Annotated in this window: 13 protein-coding genes; 6 read left to right on the forward strand and 7 right to left on the reverse strand. The window is 54.1% G+C overall.

Annotated features, from left to right (window positions below):
- Positions 1-95 precede the first annotated feature (95 nt).
- Positions 96-236 (forward strand): paeninodin family lasso peptide, encoded by a 141-nt coding sequence (locus AC0YNU_RS00155; RefSeq protein ID WP_475752292.1) that lies wholly within the window; start codon positions 96-98, stop codon positions 234-236.
- A 161-nt stretch (positions 237-397) separates the two neighbouring features.
- Here the strand turns inward: AC0YNU_RS00155 and AC0YNU_RS00160 are convergent, their stop codons facing one another.
- Entirely contained in the window at positions 398-1,252 is an 855-nt protein-coding gene (locus tag AC0YNU_RS00160) for a LysR family transcriptional regulator (RefSeq protein ID WP_475752293.1), read from the reverse strand.
- Positions 1,253-1,387: 135 nt separating this feature from the next.
- On the opposite strand from AC0YNU_RS00160, the gene AC0YNU_RS00165 reads away from it, so the two are divergent.
- Together AC0YNU_RS00165 and AC0YNU_RS00170 are read left to right on the forward strand one after the other, a co-directional pair.
- Complete coding sequence (locus AC0YNU_RS00165) at positions 1,388-2,044, forward strand: flavodoxin family protein (RefSeq protein WP_475752294.1); 657 nt, start codon at positions 1,388-1,390, stop codon at positions 2,042-2,044.
- Between the two features lie 510 nt (positions 2,045-2,554).
- The gene (locus tag AC0YNU_RS00170; RefSeq protein ID WP_475752295.1) at positions 2,555-6,571 is read left to right on the forward strand and encodes an Ig-like domain-containing protein; all 4,017 of its coding nucleotides are present in this window, start codon (positions 2,555-2,557) and stop codon (positions 6,569-6,571) included.
- Positions 6,572-7,007: 436 nt separating this feature from the next.
- On the opposite strand, the gene AC0YNU_RS00175 is transcribed toward AC0YNU_RS00170, so the two are convergent.
- The 5 genes from AC0YNU_RS00175 to AC0YNU_RS00195 form a co-directional block, all read right to left on the reverse strand.
- Positions 7,008-7,922, reverse strand: coding sequence for a metallophosphoesterase family protein (locus AC0YNU_RS00175; protein ID WP_475753896.1), 915 nt, complete (start codon positions 7,920-7,922; stop codon positions 7,008-7,010).
- Positions 7,923-8,010: 88 nt separating this feature from the next.
- Positions 8,011-10,029 carry a hypothetical protein gene (locus AC0YNU_RS00180; RefSeq protein ID WP_475752296.1) on the reverse strand — a complete coding sequence of 673 codons (2,019 nt, stop codon included), beginning with the start codon at positions 10,027-10,029 and terminating at the stop codon, positions 8,011-8,013.
- A 250-nt stretch (positions 10,030-10,279) separates the two neighbouring features.
- Entirely contained in the window at positions 10,280-12,583 is a 2,304-nt protein-coding gene (locus tag AC0YNU_RS00185; RefSeq protein ID WP_475752297.1) for a carboxypeptidase regulatory-like domain-containing protein, read from the reverse strand.
- A complete protein-coding gene (locus tag AC0YNU_RS00190; RefSeq protein WP_475752298.1) occupies positions 12,561-12,947 on the reverse strand; it encodes a hypothetical protein in 387 nt (128 codons plus the stop codon). The genes AC0YNU_RS00185 and AC0YNU_RS00190 overlap by 23 nt, the downstream gene beginning before the upstream one ends.
- Positions 12,944-13,507: a sigma-70 family RNA polymerase sigma factor gene (locus AC0YNU_RS00195; RefSeq protein WP_475752299.1), complete on the reverse strand. Its 564-nt coding sequence runs from the start codon at positions 13,505-13,507 to the stop codon at positions 12,944-12,946. The genes AC0YNU_RS00190 and AC0YNU_RS00195 overlap by 4 nt, the downstream gene beginning before the upstream one ends.
- A gap of 230 nt (positions 13,508-13,737) precedes the next feature.
- On the opposite strand from AC0YNU_RS00195, the gene AC0YNU_RS00200 reads away from it, so the two are divergent.
- The 3 genes from AC0YNU_RS00200 (at position 13,738) to modB (ending at position 16,403) form a co-directional block, all read left to right on the forward strand.
- On the forward strand, positions 13,738-14,628 hold the full coding sequence (locus AC0YNU_RS00200; RefSeq protein ID WP_475752300.1) for a cation diffusion facilitator family transporter: 891 nt from the start codon (positions 13,738-13,740) through the stop codon (positions 14,626-14,628).
- Positions 14,629-14,931: 303 nt separating this feature from the next.
- The gene (gene modA / locus AC0YNU_RS00205; protein ID WP_475752301.1) at positions 14,932-15,714 is read left to right on the forward strand and encodes a molybdate ABC transporter substrate-binding protein; all 783 of its coding nucleotides are present in this window, start codon (positions 14,932-14,934) and stop codon (positions 15,712-15,714) included.
- A gap of 26 nt (positions 15,715-15,740) precedes the next feature.
- On the forward strand, positions 15,741-16,403 hold the full coding sequence (gene modB, locus AC0YNU_RS00210) for a molybdate ABC transporter permease subunit (protein WP_475752302.1): 663 nt from the start codon (positions 15,741-15,743) through the stop codon (positions 16,401-16,403).
- A 193-nt stretch (positions 16,404-16,596) separates the two neighbouring features.
- On the opposite strand, the gene AC0YNU_RS00215 is transcribed toward modB, so the two are convergent.
- A complete protein-coding gene (locus AC0YNU_RS00215; RefSeq protein WP_475752303.1) occupies positions 16,597-19,812 on the reverse strand; it encodes a glycosyl hydrolase in 3,216 nt (1,071 codons plus the stop codon).
- Positions 19,813-20,105: the final 293 nt, after the last annotated feature.

Raw genomic sequence — 20,105 nt, forward strand, 5'->3', positions numbered from 1 at the left:
AAAAAACGAACGTTAGATACCCCGGAAAACCACAAGATTATTCGAATAATATAAGTGTTCTACTAGGAGAATTTTAATTAGAGGTGGTGATATCGGTGGCTAACGGAACAGAGAAAAAAGATTGGGCAGTTCCGACGTTAGAAACTCTTAACGTCAATGAAACGAAGTATGGGAAAGGCACTACAACGATTGACTTTGTCACGACAGATGACTTAGATATTTATAATCCGAGTTAGAGCAAGCAACCACGTAAAAATGATCCGCCGCGGCGGATCATTTTTACTTTTACACCAACTATAATCTTAGGTACGGAACTTGGTGGCGATTCCGGCTGCCGGGGATTAAAGACGCAGTTTCTGACAATTTCGGTTCCGGCGATCGGTGGCGCTGGGCAGGGTTACAAGCCATTTTCTTTAATGATCTCCACGAAGGCGGCAAAGGCTTTGCTGGAATACCGGTCATTGCGGCGGACCAGGCTCGTTTGAATATACCGTAAATCCTCCGGAATGGAGCTGCTGCGCAGTACCGCATACTCTCCCGCCAAGACGGCTTCCGGCAGCAGCGTGGAAGCAAGTCCGGACCGCACGCAGCTCAGCAGCGTTTCCAACGAACCGATCTCGATCAAATTCACAAGCGGAATCCCTTCTCTGTACAGCCACTCTTCCAAAATCGCCCGAAAAGGGCAGCCCCTTGGAGAAACAGCCCATTTCATACCCGATAAATCGGGATCACCCTCCAGCGTATGCTTGGTAAGCAACTTGATTTCATCCTGCATGCTGTATTCAAATATCAGCGTGGATGACTCTATTTTACCGGTAATGAACGCTCCATCCAGCTGATGGTTCACCACTTTTGCAAGCAGCTCCGAAGGGTTTCCGGTTGATAACGACAGCGAGACATCGGGAAAGCTGGTTTGAAAGTCAGCCAGGGCATTCATGAAGTTGCCGCACGTTACGGTCTCCACAACCCCAATAGCCAGCGATCCGCTTGGATAAGATGTCTCCTGAACGACATTTACCGCTTCCTGGGACAAGCTCAGAATCCTGTGGGCATACTCCCGAAACAGGATTCCTTTCTCCGTAAGAACAACGCCCTTGGAATGCCGGTGAAACAGCGCAACCCCGAGCTCAGACTCCAATTTGCGAATCCGGGCCGTGACATTGGACTGCACGTACTGCAGTCGCTCAGCCGCGCGGGATATGCTGCCCTCCTCAGCGGTTATGTTAAAAACGTTGAGATCAGTCAATTCCATGAGCAGATCCTCCGATTTGATATCAAAAATAATGATAGGAATATGAATATCAATCATTATACGTTATGCAAATCCTTGTTTACAATGAAACTAGCCATACGGATAGGCAAATCGAAGAGCAAAGGGGAAAAAGAAATGAATACATTGACCGAATCATCAAAACTGCTTATTCTTGTCGGCAGTCCGCGGCGCAACGGGAATTCAGCGGCACTTGCCGCCGCCGTTCAACGCGGTGCGGAGGAAGTGGGTACGCAGGTTCAGCTTCGCTTCGTTGACGACTATATTTCCAGCTTTCTCCGCGACTGCCGAACCTGCCGTCTTCCAAGCGGCGAATGCTCCATCAACGACAGCTTCCGCTCTCTGTTCATCGACGAGTTCCTTCCCGCGCAGGGCGTGATTTTCTGCTCGCCCATCTATTGGTACGGCTTGTCCGGCCAGATGAAATCCTTTTTTGATCGTACATTCTGCTACTATGCCGCCTCGCACCCGGAATCCGACCAGGTCGCCGAGGGAATGACCCGCAAGCGGATCGGTCTCGTTCTTGCCTCCGAGGAAACGTATCCGGGTGCGTCGCTCGGAATCATTCATCAGCTTCAGGAGTTTTCCCGTTATACTCGCTCTGAATTTGCAGGTGTTGTCCGCGGCTTTGGCAACAGCCGCGGCGAGGTAACGCGCGACCCGAGCTCCCCCGCGTCTGCCGCCGAGCAGCTTGGGCGTGAGATTCTGGAGCGCAAATATTCCGATTTCCGCCTCGATACCCCAAGAAGCGGGGAGGTTTGGCCATCCCGATGATCTTCATAAAGGTCTAAAGATGCGCTCGTCATTGCAGTTATAGTAAGCCGAGGCTACTGCTACGAACATACGAAACAGACCCACGTTTTTCAGCGGTTGCGGACCCTGATGGGAGATCGAAAATATTGGATTGCAAATAGTGTTCGGCTGCAAAATCGCTTACGTAAGAGGCTAGGGAATTCCCCTTTGCCTCTTTTCTGTTTATCGGCGCAGTAAATATCCTGACGTTGTTATGTTATAAATTGTGACATTATGTTGCATCAAAATACCTAAAAGTAGCGTAAAAACTAGTTCTATGGCAGCTAAGTGATAAGTTTTAGCGAAGAAATGATTGATCAATGGAAAATGTTCGGGTATTATGTACCTGACAATATGACAGAAAATTAAGTGTATTTTGTCTTATTTAATTTATTAAACATAACTTCTAATAGATAGGATAACAGCTTTTTAGTTGTATATGAACCTTTCTTTGAAAAGGGTTACATATAAAATTGATTTAGGAGGAAAGTCATGCATCATCGGAAGGTTGTCAGAAAAGCTCTATCATTATCGCTCGTATTTGCCGTACTCATTGGTTCGTTATTCGGCAGCATGGCTTTTGCCTCGCCAAGCACAAATATCGGCGGCGAGCCGGGAACCGCGCCAGAACAACCGGCTGTTCAGGATGCGGCGTCCGCGCAGTTCGACACGCTGACGCCAAGCGAGTCGAAGGTTGCCTTCGCCTTGTCGGAGGGAAGCCATCCGGTGACGGTCGAAGCGAAGTATAAGGACGGTTCGGTGAAAGACGTGACGACACAAGGCACTTGGATGTCCATGAATCCAGCCGTCGCCGTCGTCGACCGGGGCGTCATTACGGCCAAAGCGGCTGGAACGACGGAAGTGCGCCTCAATCTCGGCGACGCCGTCGTCAACGTTCCTGTTACGATCACCGCAGGCGCCGGAGCGCCGGAAGCGGCAGAGCCTTCGGAGCCGACGCTTGTCACATACCTGCTGTCCACGCTGAACGTGTTCGTCGAGGCGGATACGAACTATCCGCTTCATCTGCATGGGACGTTCACGGACGGGTCGACGCGGGATATTACGGCCGATGCCGTCTGGAGCACGGACGATGCCGCAGTCGCGACCGTTTCGCACGGCATGATCAAGGGCATCAAGGGCGGGGCTTCAACGTTCATCCGTGTAAAATACGGCAGTATGCCGACACTGTCGATCGCGGTCACCGTTCAGAAGGATCCGACTCCGTTTCAGCTGTTCGGTCTTATGATGTCGGAAAGCGTACTGAAGATCATGGAGACCGACGCGCCGCATAAAATCTATGCGGACCTGGAATATCCCGATCAGGATCTTTACGAGGTGACGAATCTTGGCAAATGGTATTCGTCTAATGAATCCATAGCCACTGTCGACCAGAACGGCTTCATTACGCCGGTCGGCAAAGGCATGGCCTATATTTACTTCGAATATAAGTATACGGCGCCGTCCGGCACGGAAGGCGAAGATGACTACGACGACGGCCTGCTTGTCGCGAGTGTGCAAGTGTTCGTCGGCGGCCCGTTCAAGCTGGAGCGCTTTACGCCAGACATGATGGCGCAGCTGGAACTCGACACGCCTGTTTCGCTCCCGCCGCGGAGCTATCAGGAAATTACGATCATGGGCGTTTATTCCGAGGATCCTCGGACAGGCCTAAACTATGACGCCGATGACGTCACGGGCGATATCGAATGGACCGTCGGGGATAAATCCATCGCCACTATTAACGATTCCGGCCGAATTTTTGCAGGCGGCAAAGAAGGCACGACGACCATTACGGGCCATTATTTAGCGCTCGAACCCTTCACGTTTAACGTGACGGTGACGAAGGCAGCCGCCGCCAGCACGGTGTTGAATTTGGTGGCTGAGCCGACCTACGTGGAAATTAAGGATGGCAAACCTGTTCAGCCGCCAATTATCAAAGCCATCTACAATGACGGCACGGTTGAAGACGTCACGTCCAAGATCGCCGACAGCGATTGGCTCGCTTCCGATGCATCGGTAGCGTACCACAGCGACAATGGTACGATCGTTGCTGAATCCGTCGGATCGGCCGTTCTCGGCGCGATCTACAAGGATGAAATTGTTATTATACCTGTAATCGTGAAGCAATCAGATCCGAAGACGGCGGTCTCCCTTTCCGTTACGCCCGATTCGCTGAACTTGCAGCTCGGCAAGCATGAAGCGTTGTCGGTCGAAGCGGTCATGTCCGGCGGCGAGACGCTGAATAAAACGCAGGCAGCTGTCTATCGCTCGACCAACCCGCAGGTGGTCTCCGTTAACCGCAAGGGAGAGATCACAGCTGTAGCCAAAGGAACGGCAGCTATCGAGGTGTCGTACGGCGGACAGAAGCAATCGGTCACGATTGAGGTTGCTGCTTCCGAGGGATTGCCGCCGGTTGCAGAGACACCGAAGCAGATTACCGGTATTACCGTAAGCGATCCGAAAATAACGCTGGATGTGACGGCTGGCCCTCGCCCGGTTACCGTGCAGGTTGCCTACAGTGACGGCACGAGCGCAGACGTAACGGCGCAAGGCAAGTGGTCGACGCAGGATGCCGGCGTGGTGACGGTCAAGGACGGCGTCTTGACACCGGTAGCTCTTGGCTCTACCCGCGTGCATCTGGTGTTGGACGGCGCTGTCATCGCAGTTCGCGTAACCGTTAAGGAAGGCGACTACTCCTCCAACGTCAGAGTGGCAGACGAAGGAGCAGCAGAACCGACGGTAGATGCGCTGCTTCTGTCGACGACGAAGATTTTGGTGCAAAAAGGAGCCAAATACCCTGTCCAGCTGCTTGCTGTAAAGAGCGACGGCACGACGGAGGACGTGAGCGATCAAGCGGATTGGTCGGTCTATGATACTGAAATTGCCGACGTAGTGAAGGAGAACGGCGCCGTCAGCATCCTCGGAAAATCGACGGGTGACGCAAATCCGGATCAGGGCTATCAGAAGTTCGGCAGAACGACGCTCACCGTCGGATACGGCGATTTTACGCCGACGATCGTGAACGTGTCCGTTAGTGAGCAGCCGGATCAGCCCGATGTGCTTGACATCGGTTTCCGGACTTCCGACTATTCGTGGTACTTCGACGGCGCGTCCTTCAGGTTGTACAAGGGACAATCGCCATACGAGCTGAAGCCGTTCGCTTTGGATACGACGGGCGATACTTACCCGGTGGAAGACGGAGCATGGACATTCTCTCAGCCGGGCGTCGTGAACGTCAATGCGGACAGCGGCTTCGAGGCCGTGGGAACCGGCGAGACCGATGCCGTGTTCACGTACGAGCGTTTCGGCGTGACCTACAAGCGCACGCTGCACTTCGAGGTCGTCGACCTGCAGGGCATCGCTGCCGATGCGGACGAAGCAAGCGGCGACTATACGGTCGATGTTCACCCGCAAGGCTCGTCGCTCGTCGCTTTGAATGAAACGTACACGGATAAGGACGGACAATCGCATTCGGATCCGCTGTCCGGATTCGTCAATTGGCAGGTCGAGGACCCTTCGATCATCGCCGTTTACGACGAACATCCTTACGTCCGTTTCGTTGCCGGCACGCAAGAAGGCACGACGCGGGTGACCGGGGAGTACTTCGGCCATGAGATCGCATTCGACGTGACGGTGACGAAGAACCCAATCAAGCCGAAAATCATGACGCTTGTCGCGGATCCGACATATTACGTATTCGATGACGCCGACGATCAGCCGGTTACTCCGGTGGTCAAAGCCATCTACAGTGACGCGACCATTCAGACACTGAACAATGCGGATCTGACGTGGTTCAGCGGAGAGCCGACGATTGCCGATCTTACGGAGGACGGCAAAATTACGCGGACGAACCGTAAAGGCGGAACCAACGTCGTTGGCCAATACAAGGGTATCGGGGTCAGAATACCGGTAATCGCGACGTATTCGGATGCGACGCCGGTGGCTACAGCATTGACCATTACGCCTGACTTGAAATCGATGGCGGTCGGCGGAACGCAACAGTTGAAGGCAACGGCAACGTTGAGCGATCTAAGCGAGCCTGTCGTGACGAATCTCGCGATGTTCGAATCGAAAAATCCGGACGTGGTTACCGTCAACGAAGATGGTCTCGTAACCGCCGTTAAGCCGGGTACGGCGAAGCTGCGCGTTTACTATTGGGGCTTCAATGAATACCTGACAATTACGGTTACGCAAGCGAATACGGGCGGTTCGGGCCCGATTGTAACGCCTCCGGCACCTCCGGTTACGGATCCGGTTACGGATCCGACGCCGGTCACGCCGACGCCGGAAACGCCTGTATTGAACGCTTCCGTGGATGGCGCGGCGGTGAAAGATCGCATTGGCAAAGCAAAGGCCGATCCGACGTCCGTTACGTTCAGCGACGTTCCGTCTACTTCTTGGAGCGCTTCGTCCATCGAATTGGCTGCGAAAGCCGGGTTTGTCCAAGGTTATGCGGACGGCTCGTTCCTGCCGAAGAAGAACGACGCGGGATATGCCAAGGGTTTTATTTGATTTATTGACATATGTATAAAATACGGGTTTTGTGTAAAAGTATTACCTTGGAGTTCCCGGGCTCATATTGCTTTTATTTCGCTTTCTTTTAATTTCTTCGTTTGTTTTGTATTTCACTTTCTGTTTTCTTTGCTCGTGTAACTAAAACTTCATTTTAACTATTTTGAATTTTGTTGAGTAGCCAGTCGCAGCAGCGGATCTATGTCGCAATATTAACAATTCACAATAATCGAGATTTTTTCTTTTCCTGCCATGAGTTATTTGAATCCGATTCGTACCAACGTCGGCAGCTCATGCGGCCAATATCTTTTACGTAATTATCATTATGTAAACTTTCAATCTAAAAACCGCACCTCAAAAAGCGGCGTCTGCAATCAGACGCCGCCGCTTCCACGTTCCCCCAACAACGCTTACCACGATATTCCTACTCCCAGCTTCAGTCCGCAATCAACCGAATCAACCGGTTCGCACTCGTGTACCCAGGCGCAGTCACGTACTGGTATCTGCCTTCGCGAAACGCATCCGTATGATTGAGATGAACATGCCCGCAGAAAATGCCGCGTATGTTGCCGCTGTCCGGACTCGCCAGCCATCTGCAGAATTCGCCGGTGCTTTCGTCTTGGTTGCGCACTTGCCATGCCTCGCGTACCGCAGGATCCCAGCCGGAAGCCCCCATCATGATCGGCGCTTTCCATTTGTCGACGACGTCTTTCACGAGCCCCGATAGATACATAGGAATGTGCATGAACAATAAATACGGTTCATCGATCGCTGCTGCTTCCTGGATCGTCTCGAACTGTTCCCGGGTCACTTGATAATTGCTATTATCGAGCGCGATCAGCTTCAGGCCGCCTACCGTCCGGACGTCGCAGCCCGGCGTCGTGGAAATCCAATCCCGAAACTGCGGATAAGCTTCGGCGCGCGCTTCATCCGTAAAGCTCCCGCCGAAATTCCAATCATGATTGCCAACGGTATAGAGGAACGGCGCGTTCAGGCGATCGTAAGCGGTCCGAATCGTTTCCAAGTTCGCCTGAGACGGAAAATCAATGATATCGCCGGTAAATACAGCAAAATCCACCTGCTGCTCATTGCTCGCATCTATGAATCGTTGGAAATTGCCGAGCGTCGTTTCGCCGCCGTTCACTTGTTCGGCAAACACCTTGGCTCGTCCCATCGCTGCTTCGCGTATAACTTGCGTTTCACGGTCATCGCATTCCGTCAGGTGGCAGTCCGTCACGTGCATAATCGTCAAGTCGTTGATTAGTCCCGGTATGCGAATCGTAGTCTCTTCCTGTTTGGCGGTATCCTGTGTTGTATACAGATTGGTATCCTGTCTAGGCGTCATCGTCATCACTCCTTCACCCTCCTTACCCCGTTAGGACCTAGTTCATAACAGAAAATGATGACCGCAATCTCCCTATGCTCCATCTAGCTCCAGATCAGGACTTATGTGCAAGCAAGGCGAGCAAATTGACCGCGATTACGTCAGGCATGATGGCCATGCCGCCGTATAGACCGGTCACGGCATTATGCGTGTCGGCAAAACAATCGTCAAACAGGCCTTGCTCATAATACGCTTTGGTATGCTGCAGGTTATGCGGCATCCACGTTTCGTCGCGGTGATCGAGCATCCAGCGCAGCGACGCATTCGTAATGCCTTCCTGATAGACGTTCCAATCGATGGCAGAATCGATCTGTGCCCAATCGATGCCGAGGCGGAACGATTCCGCAAAGGTCTCGAGCACTTCCCACTGCACGTGATCCCTGACCCAATTGGCAAAATACCAGTCGCTGGAGCAGAAGCACGGCTTCGTGTTATAAAGCATCGGTTTGTCGTTCGGTTCCCAAAGATGCGTGAAGGGAAGCAGCGCGCGCAGCCAATAGATCGCCTTATCCCTGTAAATCTGGTCGCCGGCAGCCTGATAAGCGAGCTCGTACGCGATGGCAGCATGACCGGCGGCGAATAGATTCGGGCTGTGCAGAGGCGTCTCCCAGAAATCCCCGCCTTCCGGCCGTGTCAGCGGCAAGCAGTAATCAACGGCGCGCAATGCGCCTTGTTTTAGTCGATCATCGCCGGTCGCTTGCCAATAGCGAAACAGCTCGATAGCCGGCAGAACGCATAGATCAAGCGCCGTATCCCCCGCAAGGCCCATAGGCTCGAGAAAAGCCCGCGCGACGACAAAATCATCCTTCATATAATGGCGCCCGTCGGGATCGAACGGGAACGATCCGTCTGCGCGTTGATGCTCGAGCAGCGCCAAACCGCGCTCGAGAGGATCGGTCGCGGAGGCAGACACGCTGCGTTGTGCGAGCGTTTGACACTTCTCAACAGCCTGCTGCAGCGCGATCGCCGCTTCACTGCCCGCATATCGGCGAATGAAGGGTTCGGCAAATCGCGGCTGCTTCAGCGAGTAGCCCTTCTCATGCTGCGGAGTGCCGAAGCCTTGTCCATCCGTCCAATACCGATTGCCGTAAGCATCGGCGATCCGATGCAAGGCTTCCTCATACGGCCAGCGCGGCGCGGAAGGTGCGGGCAATCCGCCATTCCGCTGAATCCAGAATATCACCGCATCGAGCGAGGTTCCCGGCACGACGAACAGTTCTGCGCTCCAAGCGACGGTTTGCTGCGGGTGAAGCTCAAGCGGTTCGGCGGCATAGATTTGGTTCTCCGTATGTTCCCCGGCGGCGTCCGGCACCATCAGGCCGAGCAAATGATTGTTCCGTCGGTCGATAAAGTTCGGGGACGCAAAGACCGGCTGCTGTACATGCGTCCGATAGTTGAACCACCGGGTCGACTTCATACCGGCGTTCCACGATAGTCCGACAGCCAAACCGTCGCAGCTGACCGCCATTAGCGGCATGGCGACTTTGTTCGGATGCGGCGCGGCCCGAAGCGCCCACGGATCCTTGAACCAATCGGTGCCGCTTGACCATTCCTCGCCCTCCAGCCATTCAATGCCGGGGAAGATCGCATCCGTCTTCCGAGCACCGAACGAATCGGCGCCAACCTTCACCCAAGGCCCTCTGACATAACGAGCGAACAAATTGAAATGGGAGGTGAGCTTGAAGTCCAGCTTGAGCACAGGATCATCCTTCAGCAGCGTAAGCTTGACCTCGCCTTCCATTAATGCGGCATCGAACGGATACTGAATCCAGGAATCGAACGATGTCCCGCGCAGCATCTGCTGTACGTTAAGCGCTTTCACTTGGAAAATCAAGCTTTCTCCGCTATCCGATACGTCCCGCTCCCAGCTTGCGGACTCCATGCGAATCGGAATTTCTTGATCGCGAAGCAGCAGCTCGCCAAAATGCTCCAATACACCCATGAATCGGCCGTCAGTCGTAAAGATCTCCGCCCAGCCCCAACCCGTCAACCGTTTATGCACGTCCACACGAACATGATCATTAGCGATCGAAACTGTCTCTCCGCCATAACTGCCCTGCTTGAAATTTGGCAACGTCGTCACTCCTCGAGATCCGTAGTAGCGTTCGTTTTACTAGGTTAAGAAATTCGAGAAAACCCTTCTAACTCCTGTCAAAATTCGTGTCCACTTCAGCCTAGCGTGATTTTATACCGGGCTATAGGCAAGAGGTCCGCAAGAAACTCGTTATCGCCGCCAACAGCCGGTCACTAGATGAAATAACCGCTGATTCTCCTTTAGTATAAGAAGAATCAGCGGCCTATAACAGCCTATAAATTCGCTTCAGTTAATCGTTATTTTTGGCCAGCGCCATTAAGAAAATGACCATGGCCTGATGTTCCGTCGTCTTCTTCCACTTCTCGAGTGCCGCCGTCTCGCCAAGGTACTGCCAGCGCAGCGCCTGCTGAAATTCTACGAGATACGACTTGCTTCCGACTGCCTCCTCGTCCATGGCGCGGATCAACGACTCCCAGCGCGTAGGAGCATCATCTCCGGATTGACGCTCCGGGTATTGCTTCGCCAGTTCCGCCGCATGAGCAAAAGAATCGTTTTCATATAAATCTGCGGCGAGGTACGGTCCGATCTCCGCATGGCTGTTATCCAGGGGAACGGATTTGGCCAGCAGAACGCTTGCTTCACTGAACTTTCCCTGCTTCATCAAGGCTCGTGAATACTCAGCATGTATATACGTTAGATCGTCTTCTTTGCCCAGCGTCAGCGCAAGCTTGTAATACTGCTCTGCTTTCGCCCAATCGCCGAGGCCGACGTAATAGTCCATCAACCAGAAGCTATTGTCCAAGTCGGGGCGAAGTTCCTGCATTTGCAATCGATAAGGCAGCGTTTCTTGCTTCAACGCTTGTTTATCCTCGGCGCTGTCTCGAACGCTATAGAGCTTGATGATCTTCCCGAGGCTGTAGACATCTGCGGGATTCGCTTCCCATGCCCGTTTGTAAGCAGCCATGGCGTCGTCGCTGCGCTTCGCCAGCAGAAGCCTGTCGCCTTCCGTCAGCTTGCGAGCGTTCAGAACGAAATACGGCAGCTCGCCCATCGTGTTCTCCGTCAGCCGATACCCGCTGCTTTGCGAGAGCTTATGCCCTTGACTGTCGTAAGCTTCGACGCTCCAAGAGAACCGTTTGCCGGGATTGGCGAAGCCAAGCAGAGATTCGGGATGGGGAACCATCCGATCATCAATCGTATCATAGAGGATACCTGCGGTGAGATTGTATAGATCGTCGACCGGCAAAGTGATCTGAGAGCCTTGGATATGACTATGGATTTGAACGCCGAGCGTACTGCTCCCATTGCTGTTCAGAATCTTATTATTGCCGGTCAGCTTATAATAAGCCGCTCCAACCACAGGCTCCCAGCGAAACGTGATGCGATCGCCCGTCACCTGCTCGTCGTTAACCGGAGTTATCAACCGCATTAGCGGCCGGAGGACGACCGGGTACGTAACCGGATTGCCGTGTTCGACGTCGATCCATTCATTCATGTCGATTGGCCACGCCCAGCCGTCGATGGCATCGTAAGTAAAGCCCAGCGTCAACTGGTAGGCTCCTGGCGTCACGTCCGCGAACGAATAGCGTCCTTCCGCGTCAGTCATCGTTTGGTAAGGCTCCGTCTCGATGACACTATGGTTGACTGCTTCTCTTGTACGCAAGAATACGCCGACATACGCCATCGGTTGGCCGTCGTTGCGCGTTACGGTTCCGGAGACGACCGAAGGCTGAATAGCAGCAGAACCTTTCGACCGATCCTCAAGTACCTCTTGCAGCGCTTGCAGCTGCTCCAATGGAGCGGGCTGATCGGCATTCGCATCCCCCGTGAGACCGGCGAGCTCCTGTTGCTGCTTCTTGTAAGACGCGATCGCCTGCTTCACGCTCTCCAGCGCCTCCGTCAAGCTGCTTCGGCGGATCAGAAGCTGCGCTTTCAGCTCCGCGACCTTCACATTGCGATCGAGGTCGATGCTCTTTCCGCCTGCTTCCTGGATTTCATCAAGCAACGCTTCAGCCTGTTCGTCCTTCCCAGACCGAATGAGCAGCTTGGCTCGCTCATACTGTAGTTGCGCCAGCAAATACGGCTGGTCGTTTCTGCTGCGCCGCTCTGCCGTCTCAAGCGAATCGATAGCCCGATCGAAGTCTCCCGACACGCTGTAGTAGAGGGCAAGCTGCTTTGCTGCCGTGATGAGATAGGTCGTATAATTTGCATCCGCCGGGCCTTCTCGGAGATAAAGCAGGAGTAAAGGCAGCTTCTCCTCCCAAGTCAGCAGAGGTCTATTCGTTCGGGAATCCGGTCCGATCGTTTGGACAGAACTTGATCCGACGTAGACTTGAAAACCATGCGCGAGCGTATCCGTGCCGTCGCTTAACACATAATCCTGAATCAGCTTCCATGTTTTCGCATTCGAAGCCGGATTCGTTAGAAGGGACAACAATTCTTCCCTGCTGCGCACCTCTTGCCCTGCAGCCAGATGAACGCCCGAAAGATCAGCAACGACAGGCAGCGTCCTATAGCCAACGACGAGGACAAGCACGACGGAGACAAGTCCCGTCACCAGATGCTTGACTTTAACGCGAAGTTTCAGTCTCAATGGAAGCCACCGCCCTCTCGTAGTCATCCTGCCAATACACGTTGTTGCCTTCATAGACGAGCACCCGATCTACATCGGAATCGATCGGATTGACGCTGGATGTGCTTCGTATTCTGCCAAACAACAGCGTTCCGGCGAGCACGGCTATCAGCGCTGCCAGCGGAACGACAGGGATTTCCAGCTCCTTATTCCAGATCGCCTCAAGCCGGTGCAGCCAGCCGTGGGGGTGCGTCCTTCTAATTACTTGTGCATGGCCCGTAAACTGAATCCGTCCCAGCTCTTCGTCGAGCACCGCTTTCATTCGATCGCGCTCTTCCTGTCCGCCTGGATTCTCCAGCTCTTCCGTCACATCATTTCTATTCATGACCACCCCTCCTCGCCGGCTTCAAGTATCGTTCGAAGCAGCCTTCTGCCGCGCGCCAACCGCGCTTTGATCGTATTCTCGTTCGCGCTCAACTGCTCCGTAATCGCTGCGATCGACAGCTCGTGGTAATAATACAGCGTAATGACTTCACGGTATTTGTAATCCAGACAGCCGATCGCTTCATGGAGTTGTGCCTGTTGAAATCCAAGCAGCAGCGCTTGCTCAGGTCCCGGCTCGGGCGTCTCCGTATCCCGCTCCGCCCGCAAATCCGGCAGCAGATTCCGCCAGCTCCATGTTCGCTGCTTCATTCGGCAGCGATTGAGCAGAATTCGCAGCAGCCAGCCGCTCAGCTTGTCACGATCCTGCAGCTGACCGATTTTATGATAAGCCTGTATAAACGTATCCTGCACGGCTTCTTCCGCGGCCTGAAGATCTTTCAGCAGCAAGAATGCCGTTCGATGAAGCCGATCGCCGTAGGCATCCATCAGCATGCGCAGCGCTTCTTCGTCTTTCCGTGCCAAACGTTCGATGACATCCAACCCCAGGTCCCACCTCTCCACCTAATGATGATGCACCTCGTTTCCGATAAGTTGCAACGGTATTCAAAAAAATGCACTAAATTATTTCACTCTGTTGTTTCACTTGTTGTTTTAGGCTGATTGTTTTGGACATGTCCAACTTTTTTGCGCGATGCCGATTTTTGAGGACGCCGACAACACTGTTTCTCTAGACCCACACGGTTTTCGTCAAGTATGATGTCTTAGCGAATGTTAGTTGATGGAGGTTGGGCATGGAAAGCACGTACGAAGACATCAAGAAAGGCGAAATCGGCGCATGGGTCAGCATTGGTGCCTATCTCCTCTTATCGGCATTGAAATTGACCGTCGGGTACTGGACGAACTCGGAAGCGCTGCAGGCGGACGGACTGAACAATTCCACCGATATTATCGCATCGATAGCCGTGCTGATCGGGCTGCGCATCTCGCGCAAGCCGCCGGACAAAGACCACCGTTACGGCCATTTCCGTGCAGAAACCGTATCGGCGATGATTGCTTCGTTCATTATGTTTGCGGTCGGCATTCAGGTGCTCTATCAAGCGGCATCCTCCTTTCAAACCGGTCATGAGGTCCCACAAGGCGGTCTCGCCGCGTGGACAGCCCTCTTCTCGGCGGCGGCGATCTACATGGTCTACTTGTATAACGTTCGCCTCGCCAAGCAAATCAACAGTCAAGCGATGATGGCTGCAGCGCAGGATAACCGATCCGATGCGCTCGTAAGCGGAGGGGCATTCATTGGTATATTAGGAGCGCAGTGGGGAGCGCCTTGGTTGGATCAGCTGACGGCTCTGCTCGTTGGGTTGATGATTTGCAAGACGGCATGGGGGATTTTCCGCGATGCGACGCATGCGCTCACGGACGGCTTCGACGACGGGGAGCTGCAGGTCATTAAAAGTACGATCCGCGACGTGCCGGGCGTCGAGAAGATCATCGACATCAAAGCCCGCATTCACGGCAATATGAAGCTGGTTGACGTTACGATCGGAGTCCACCATCTGCTTAACGTGACGGAGAGCCATGAAATTACGGAGCAGGTCGAGAAGGAAATGTACGATCAGCACAATATTACGCATGTGCATATTCATATCGAGCCTTACGAAATTTCGAAGCGGCATTCTCATTGAACATAATAATTATTATGTAAACTAAAATCCGATTGCTCTCCAAGTGCCTGCATGCAATTTACAATTGCGTGTGGGCTTCTTTGGGCTTCTTTGAGCTTCTTTGGGCTTCTTTGGGTTTTTTCGGCTTTTTTCACCTCTATCTCTAGCAGGTTCTTCCCTTGCGGGCAGTTGCATCCTCTTTTTTCAAATCAGCCCGAATCAATAGCATCTGCCTCTACTAATGCTAGGAAATCGATGCAAAGCTTCATAGAGTTATGTTACGATAAATGACATGGTACGACTCAATAGATACCAGGAGGTCAAATGATGAAGAAAGCAACAACCTGCGCCCTAAGCCTTGCCCTATTGACGGCAGTCGTGGCTCTGCCTGCGACTCCGTCCGCGACGGCGGCGGCCAAGAAAACGGAGCTGCTCGTATCCGCGGCAGCCAGCCTGCAGGACAGTCTCAGCGTCATCGAGAAAGCGTACGAGAAGCAGCATCCGACGATCGATCTCGTATTCAATTATGGTTCCTCAGGCACGCTGCAGAAGCAGATCGAGCAAGGCGCTCCGGCGGACCTCTTCTTCTCGGCCGGATCGAAGCAGATGGACACGCTGGTGAAAGAAGAACTAATCGCGAATCATACCACGCTATTGTCGAATGATTTGGTCATGGTCGTGCCTTCCGATTCTCATCTGACATTCACGACGGTCAAGGAGCTTACCGGCAAGTCCGTCAAGAAGATCGCGATCGGTCAGCCGGAATCGGTCCCCGCGGGCCAATATGCCAAAGAAACGTTGACGACGCGTAAGGTTTGGGACACACTTCAATCCAAGCTCGTGTATGCCAAGGATGTCCGTCAAGTGCTGACCTATGTGGAGACCGGCAACGTCGATGCGGGCTTCGTGTACAAGACCGACGCGTTGACGTCCAGCAAAGTCAAAATCGCGCTGCGCATCATTCCCGACGTCCACAGCCCGATTCTGTATCCGGCAGGCGTCGTCAAGGAAACGAAACACGCTTCGGAAGCGAACGCCTTCTACGCGTACCTGCAAACGAAAGAGGCGGAAGCCGTTTTCGTTAAATACGGTTTTCATCTTTCCTAACCGCCGCTGAATGAAGGAGTGCTCGCATGAGTTGGAACCAATTTATGGAACCCATCGGGCTTTCCATTCAAATCACCGTTGTTGCCAGCGTGCTCGTCTTCGCCGCCTCGCTCTTGATCGCCTGGCGCATGGCCAAAGCGCGCTTCTTCGGCAAAAGCATCCTGGAAACGGTCCTGCTGCTCCCGCTTGTGCTGCCCCCAACCGTTGTCGGCTTCATCCTGCTCGTCATACTCGGGCGGCGCAGCTGGGTAGGCAAAGCGTATGAGACGCTGTTCGGCGGTCCGATCCTCTTCACCTGGGAATCCGCCGTCATCGCCGCGGCGGTCGTTGCTTTCCCGCTTGCGTACCGAACGATCAAGACCGGTATTCAAGGCGTGGATTCCGATCTCGAAAATGCCGCACGCGCGATGGGTGCCAGCGAGTGGCAGGTGTTCCGCTATGTAACCGTTCCGCTCTCCGCTCGTTCGCTTACGTCCGGCTATATTCTGGGCTTCTGCCGAGGACTCGGCGAATTCGGAGCTACGCTGATGGTCGCGGGCAATATTCCCGGACGCACGCAGACGATTCCGACCGCGATCTACGTCGCATCGGACGGCGGCAGCATGACCATGGCGTGGGCGTGGGTCATCTCGATGATCCTGCTGTCGTTCCTTATGCTGCTCGTCGTCAATCGGATAACGAAGGATTAACGTGGTTGCATCGCTCTCTATGCCTGCAAAGGTGTAGGGAGCTTTTCTCATTTCCCCCTCCGGCCTCGAAATCATGATTGTACGCGTTCAAACCCGAGCATCTCGCCACGAAATAATAAAGACACAGCCATGTAATATCTGCTGTGTCTCTAATTCACAAAACGGATGCCAACCTGCCAACCTATTGATCTCCTTACTTCACGATGGATTGCACGGCAAGCTTAGGCGCAGACAGTAGTCCGGACGGCAGCAGCACATAATCATCCGAGAAGTTGCCGCCCTCCGTCAACCAGTTCGGCGGACCGTAACCCGTCGCGTGAAGCGGATTCTGATGCAGCGGTCCGAACGTGTTGCGGCGCGTGAAGACGAGGTCGATTTCGATCGCGCTCACCGATGCAGCCGAATGCGAGAGCTCGGTCTCGTACGGCTGCCATGCCAGCAGCCGTTCCGCTCCGTCGGCGCGAACGCGAATGCAGCCTGCTCCGAGCGACGAAGGGAACTGCAGCACCGTCCTGAAGTCAGCTCCTTCCAATGAACCACGGGCATGCAAGGTAGCGAGGGCTTCCTCCGATTGGTCAGGATCCACGATATACGTTACCGTCCCGCCGTAGAACGGCAGGCCTTGTTCTTCGATACCGCCTATAGCAAGCATCTCCGGCAGCTCGGTCAGCGTCGGAGAGTGACCGTTCGTCTTCACGCCGAAGCTGCCTAGCAAATAGATGGCTTCCAGATCAATGCCGGTATGGAAACCCGTCGATAACGTGATTTCGTTCGTCCCCGTCCGCAACAGCGAGCTGGCGATCGGCAGCGTGACGAAGCAAGGATCGACCCACCAGCCGCTAGCATCGGAAGTCTCCAGGGATTGCCCGTTGACCACGATGGCGAACCGCTCCGGCCGCTCGACTGCGAGCTGAATCGCGCCTTCCGGCAGCCGTTCCGCCTCGAATCGGAACGTCAGCTTCAGCGGCGTCGCTTCGAGCAACGATTCGCCGAGATATTTGTTCCTGTACCAGGGCTGAATCATCTCGCCCGATCGATAAGGCAGCTTCAACTCATCGCGGATGCCTCGGTCCGCCTTCAAAATTTCAAACGGACCTTGCGGCGCTCTCCCGTCCAGTTCATAGAAGACTTGATCCAGCACGCATACGTTCGGCTCATCCAGCTTGAACGCGAACGGACCGGACAGCTCCGCGGACGCAACCTCCTGATAGCGGCGAAGGGTCGGCAGTGAAGCATTATTGCTTTCGGAATCTGAATCAGCTGCCCCAGCTGCCCCAGCAGGCTTCATCACGATAACATGCTCGCCGGTCGGCGGAAAATCGAGCACGAACGTAAATTTGCCGTCTGCTTCTTCCGCCTGAACCGCTTGACGTTCGCCGGTTGCGCATGACCATGCTTCAAGCGTATAACGTCCTTCGGTTGGCGCAGCCAATGTCACTTCCACGCCTTGATTTCCGCGCTCGCGGTCCATGTTCATCAGCACCGTATAGCGAATGTCGCCTTCCGTTCGCTCTTGCGCGAAGATCTGATCCGCCGTCTGACCAGCTGCCGTCGCACGAACCGTTACCGCCGGCGGTACGGCAGCGCGAACAGCGCCAATCAGCGTACGCTGCTCGAACCCGACCCGCAGCGAACGTTCCGCAAGCTCGCTCGCTGCAACGGATGGCAGCGCATCGACATACGCAGGCGCATCCCCGGCAACGATGATGCGTCCGCCCTCGGCCGCGAATTGCTCGAGCAAGCGTACCGTCGTGCCGCGTATCGTCGTCATCCCGGTTACGAGCACGGCACGGTACGTTGCTTTCCCCATGACAAGCCGCGCGGTACCGTCAGCGTCCCGTTCGATTCGGCAGAGGCGAGACATCATTTCTTCGTCACCGTAGTCGAAGTCGATCTGCGCGCCCGACAGCCAGTGGAAAGCTTGCTGATAATGCCGTTCCAGCTGCTGAATGTCCGGGGACTGCGCGGACAGCCCCTTCGACCAGCCCGGATAAATCTGGCACCATAGGCTTTCCACCGGATTAAGCACGAGCAGGTCGCATACGGGCATGCCTGCGCTCATCACGACGCCGAGCCGGGAGAAGTACGTTTCCAGCTTCTCGTAATCGCGCCACCAAGCGGATTGGAACGAGATGCTCGCCGGGTAGTCCCGTTTGGCCTCGCCTTCCATGGAATACCAGGACAAATGATGGCAGCGGACGTTGATTCCGAAGAGCGCCTGCCAATCGCCGACGGCTTTATGCGCTTCGAGCGGCATTTGCCAGCCTGTGCAGCCGTACAGCTCGGAGAGCAGCCAAGGTTTGCCGAGCTGCCTCGCAGCGGAGGTCAATTGTTTCACGATCCAGAAGTTCACGTTGCCCTCCGTTAAGACGTCCACGCCAGGATAACCCATATGCTCGTAGAAACGCATCATGGAACCGACCATCGCCGTCTGCGCCGCTAGACTGTCCTCATGCAGCGTATGCCCCGTGAGCACCAGATTGTTCGCCTCGCACCACGCATTGATCGGCTTCACGAAGCTGTCTTGGAACAAATCCTGCAGCAGGTCGGTATAGTGCCATTTGACTTGCGCGATCGGCCGGCCATCCGGCTGAAGGAACAGCTCCGGCAAATGCGGTATGAGATCATAGCCGTATTTGGCTTGGAAACGCTCCGTTAAAGCCGGCGTCCACGGAGCCAGCCAATGCGCGTTCTCGTTCTGTATGGAGAATCCGTCCATGAGCGCGCCGCGATGAGGCTCGTCGGTGAAAATTCCTTTGATCGTTTTGCCGAAATGCTGGCCGCTTTCTTCCTTGTACTTCTCATGCGTAAGCGTTATGAACCGCTCGACCGCTTCCTTGTTCATCGTATCGAGATAGGTGTAGCCGTTGTAAAAGCTCTCCTTCTCATGCTCCTCGACCGTGAACAGCAATACGCTTCGCCCGTTCTCCAAGCGAGTACCCCGTTCGATGCGAGCGCAGTCGGTGAAAGCAAGCCCGTCCAACGTGCAGACGAACGCGGCGATTGCTTCTTCCGGCCAGACATATGTATCGCTCGGAACGACGCTGAGCCGGATGAATTTCAGCCGGTAAGCCGGTTCCTCCGTCACGAGGCCGCCTGCCGTCCCGCTCGGCCAGCGGTCCTCATCGTAGAGCCATGCTTCAAGTCCGAGCTTCTCTGCCTCCTCGGAGCATTTATTAATGAACGCGAACCATTCTTCGCCCAAATATTCCGTGATAAGCCCCGTACGGGAATGCATGAAGAAGCCGCCGAAGCCCATTTCCTTGAACACGTGAATTTGCCGCAGCAGTTCTTCCTCTTCCAGCTTGCCGTTCCAGGACCAGAACGGTTTTCCCCGATAGGCGGCCGTCGGCTGCAGAAATGATTCATAAGTCGCTTTCGTATGCGTGATTGCGGATGAACTAGACATGATCGCAAACCCCTTCCATGAATTGAATGACCTGTATGCGCAATGAATCAGAGAATCGATGAATCGATGAATCGATGAATTGAAGATTCGAATCATGAAAAGGCTTACAATGTTGAGCCCTATTCTATCATTCGTTATTGCGACTATCAATAGAAACGTTTTAATATATTCGATGATTTTAAGGTTAATTCAGGCCTAAAATGCTCTAATTATGCAGGGTAATCCACTATTTATTCGTAAAACGTTTTTATTGATCACGCGAATAAAGCCCCATGATCCGTTAAGGACCATAG

The sequence above is a fragment of the Paenibacillus sp. J31P316 genome (assembly GCF_056269105.1).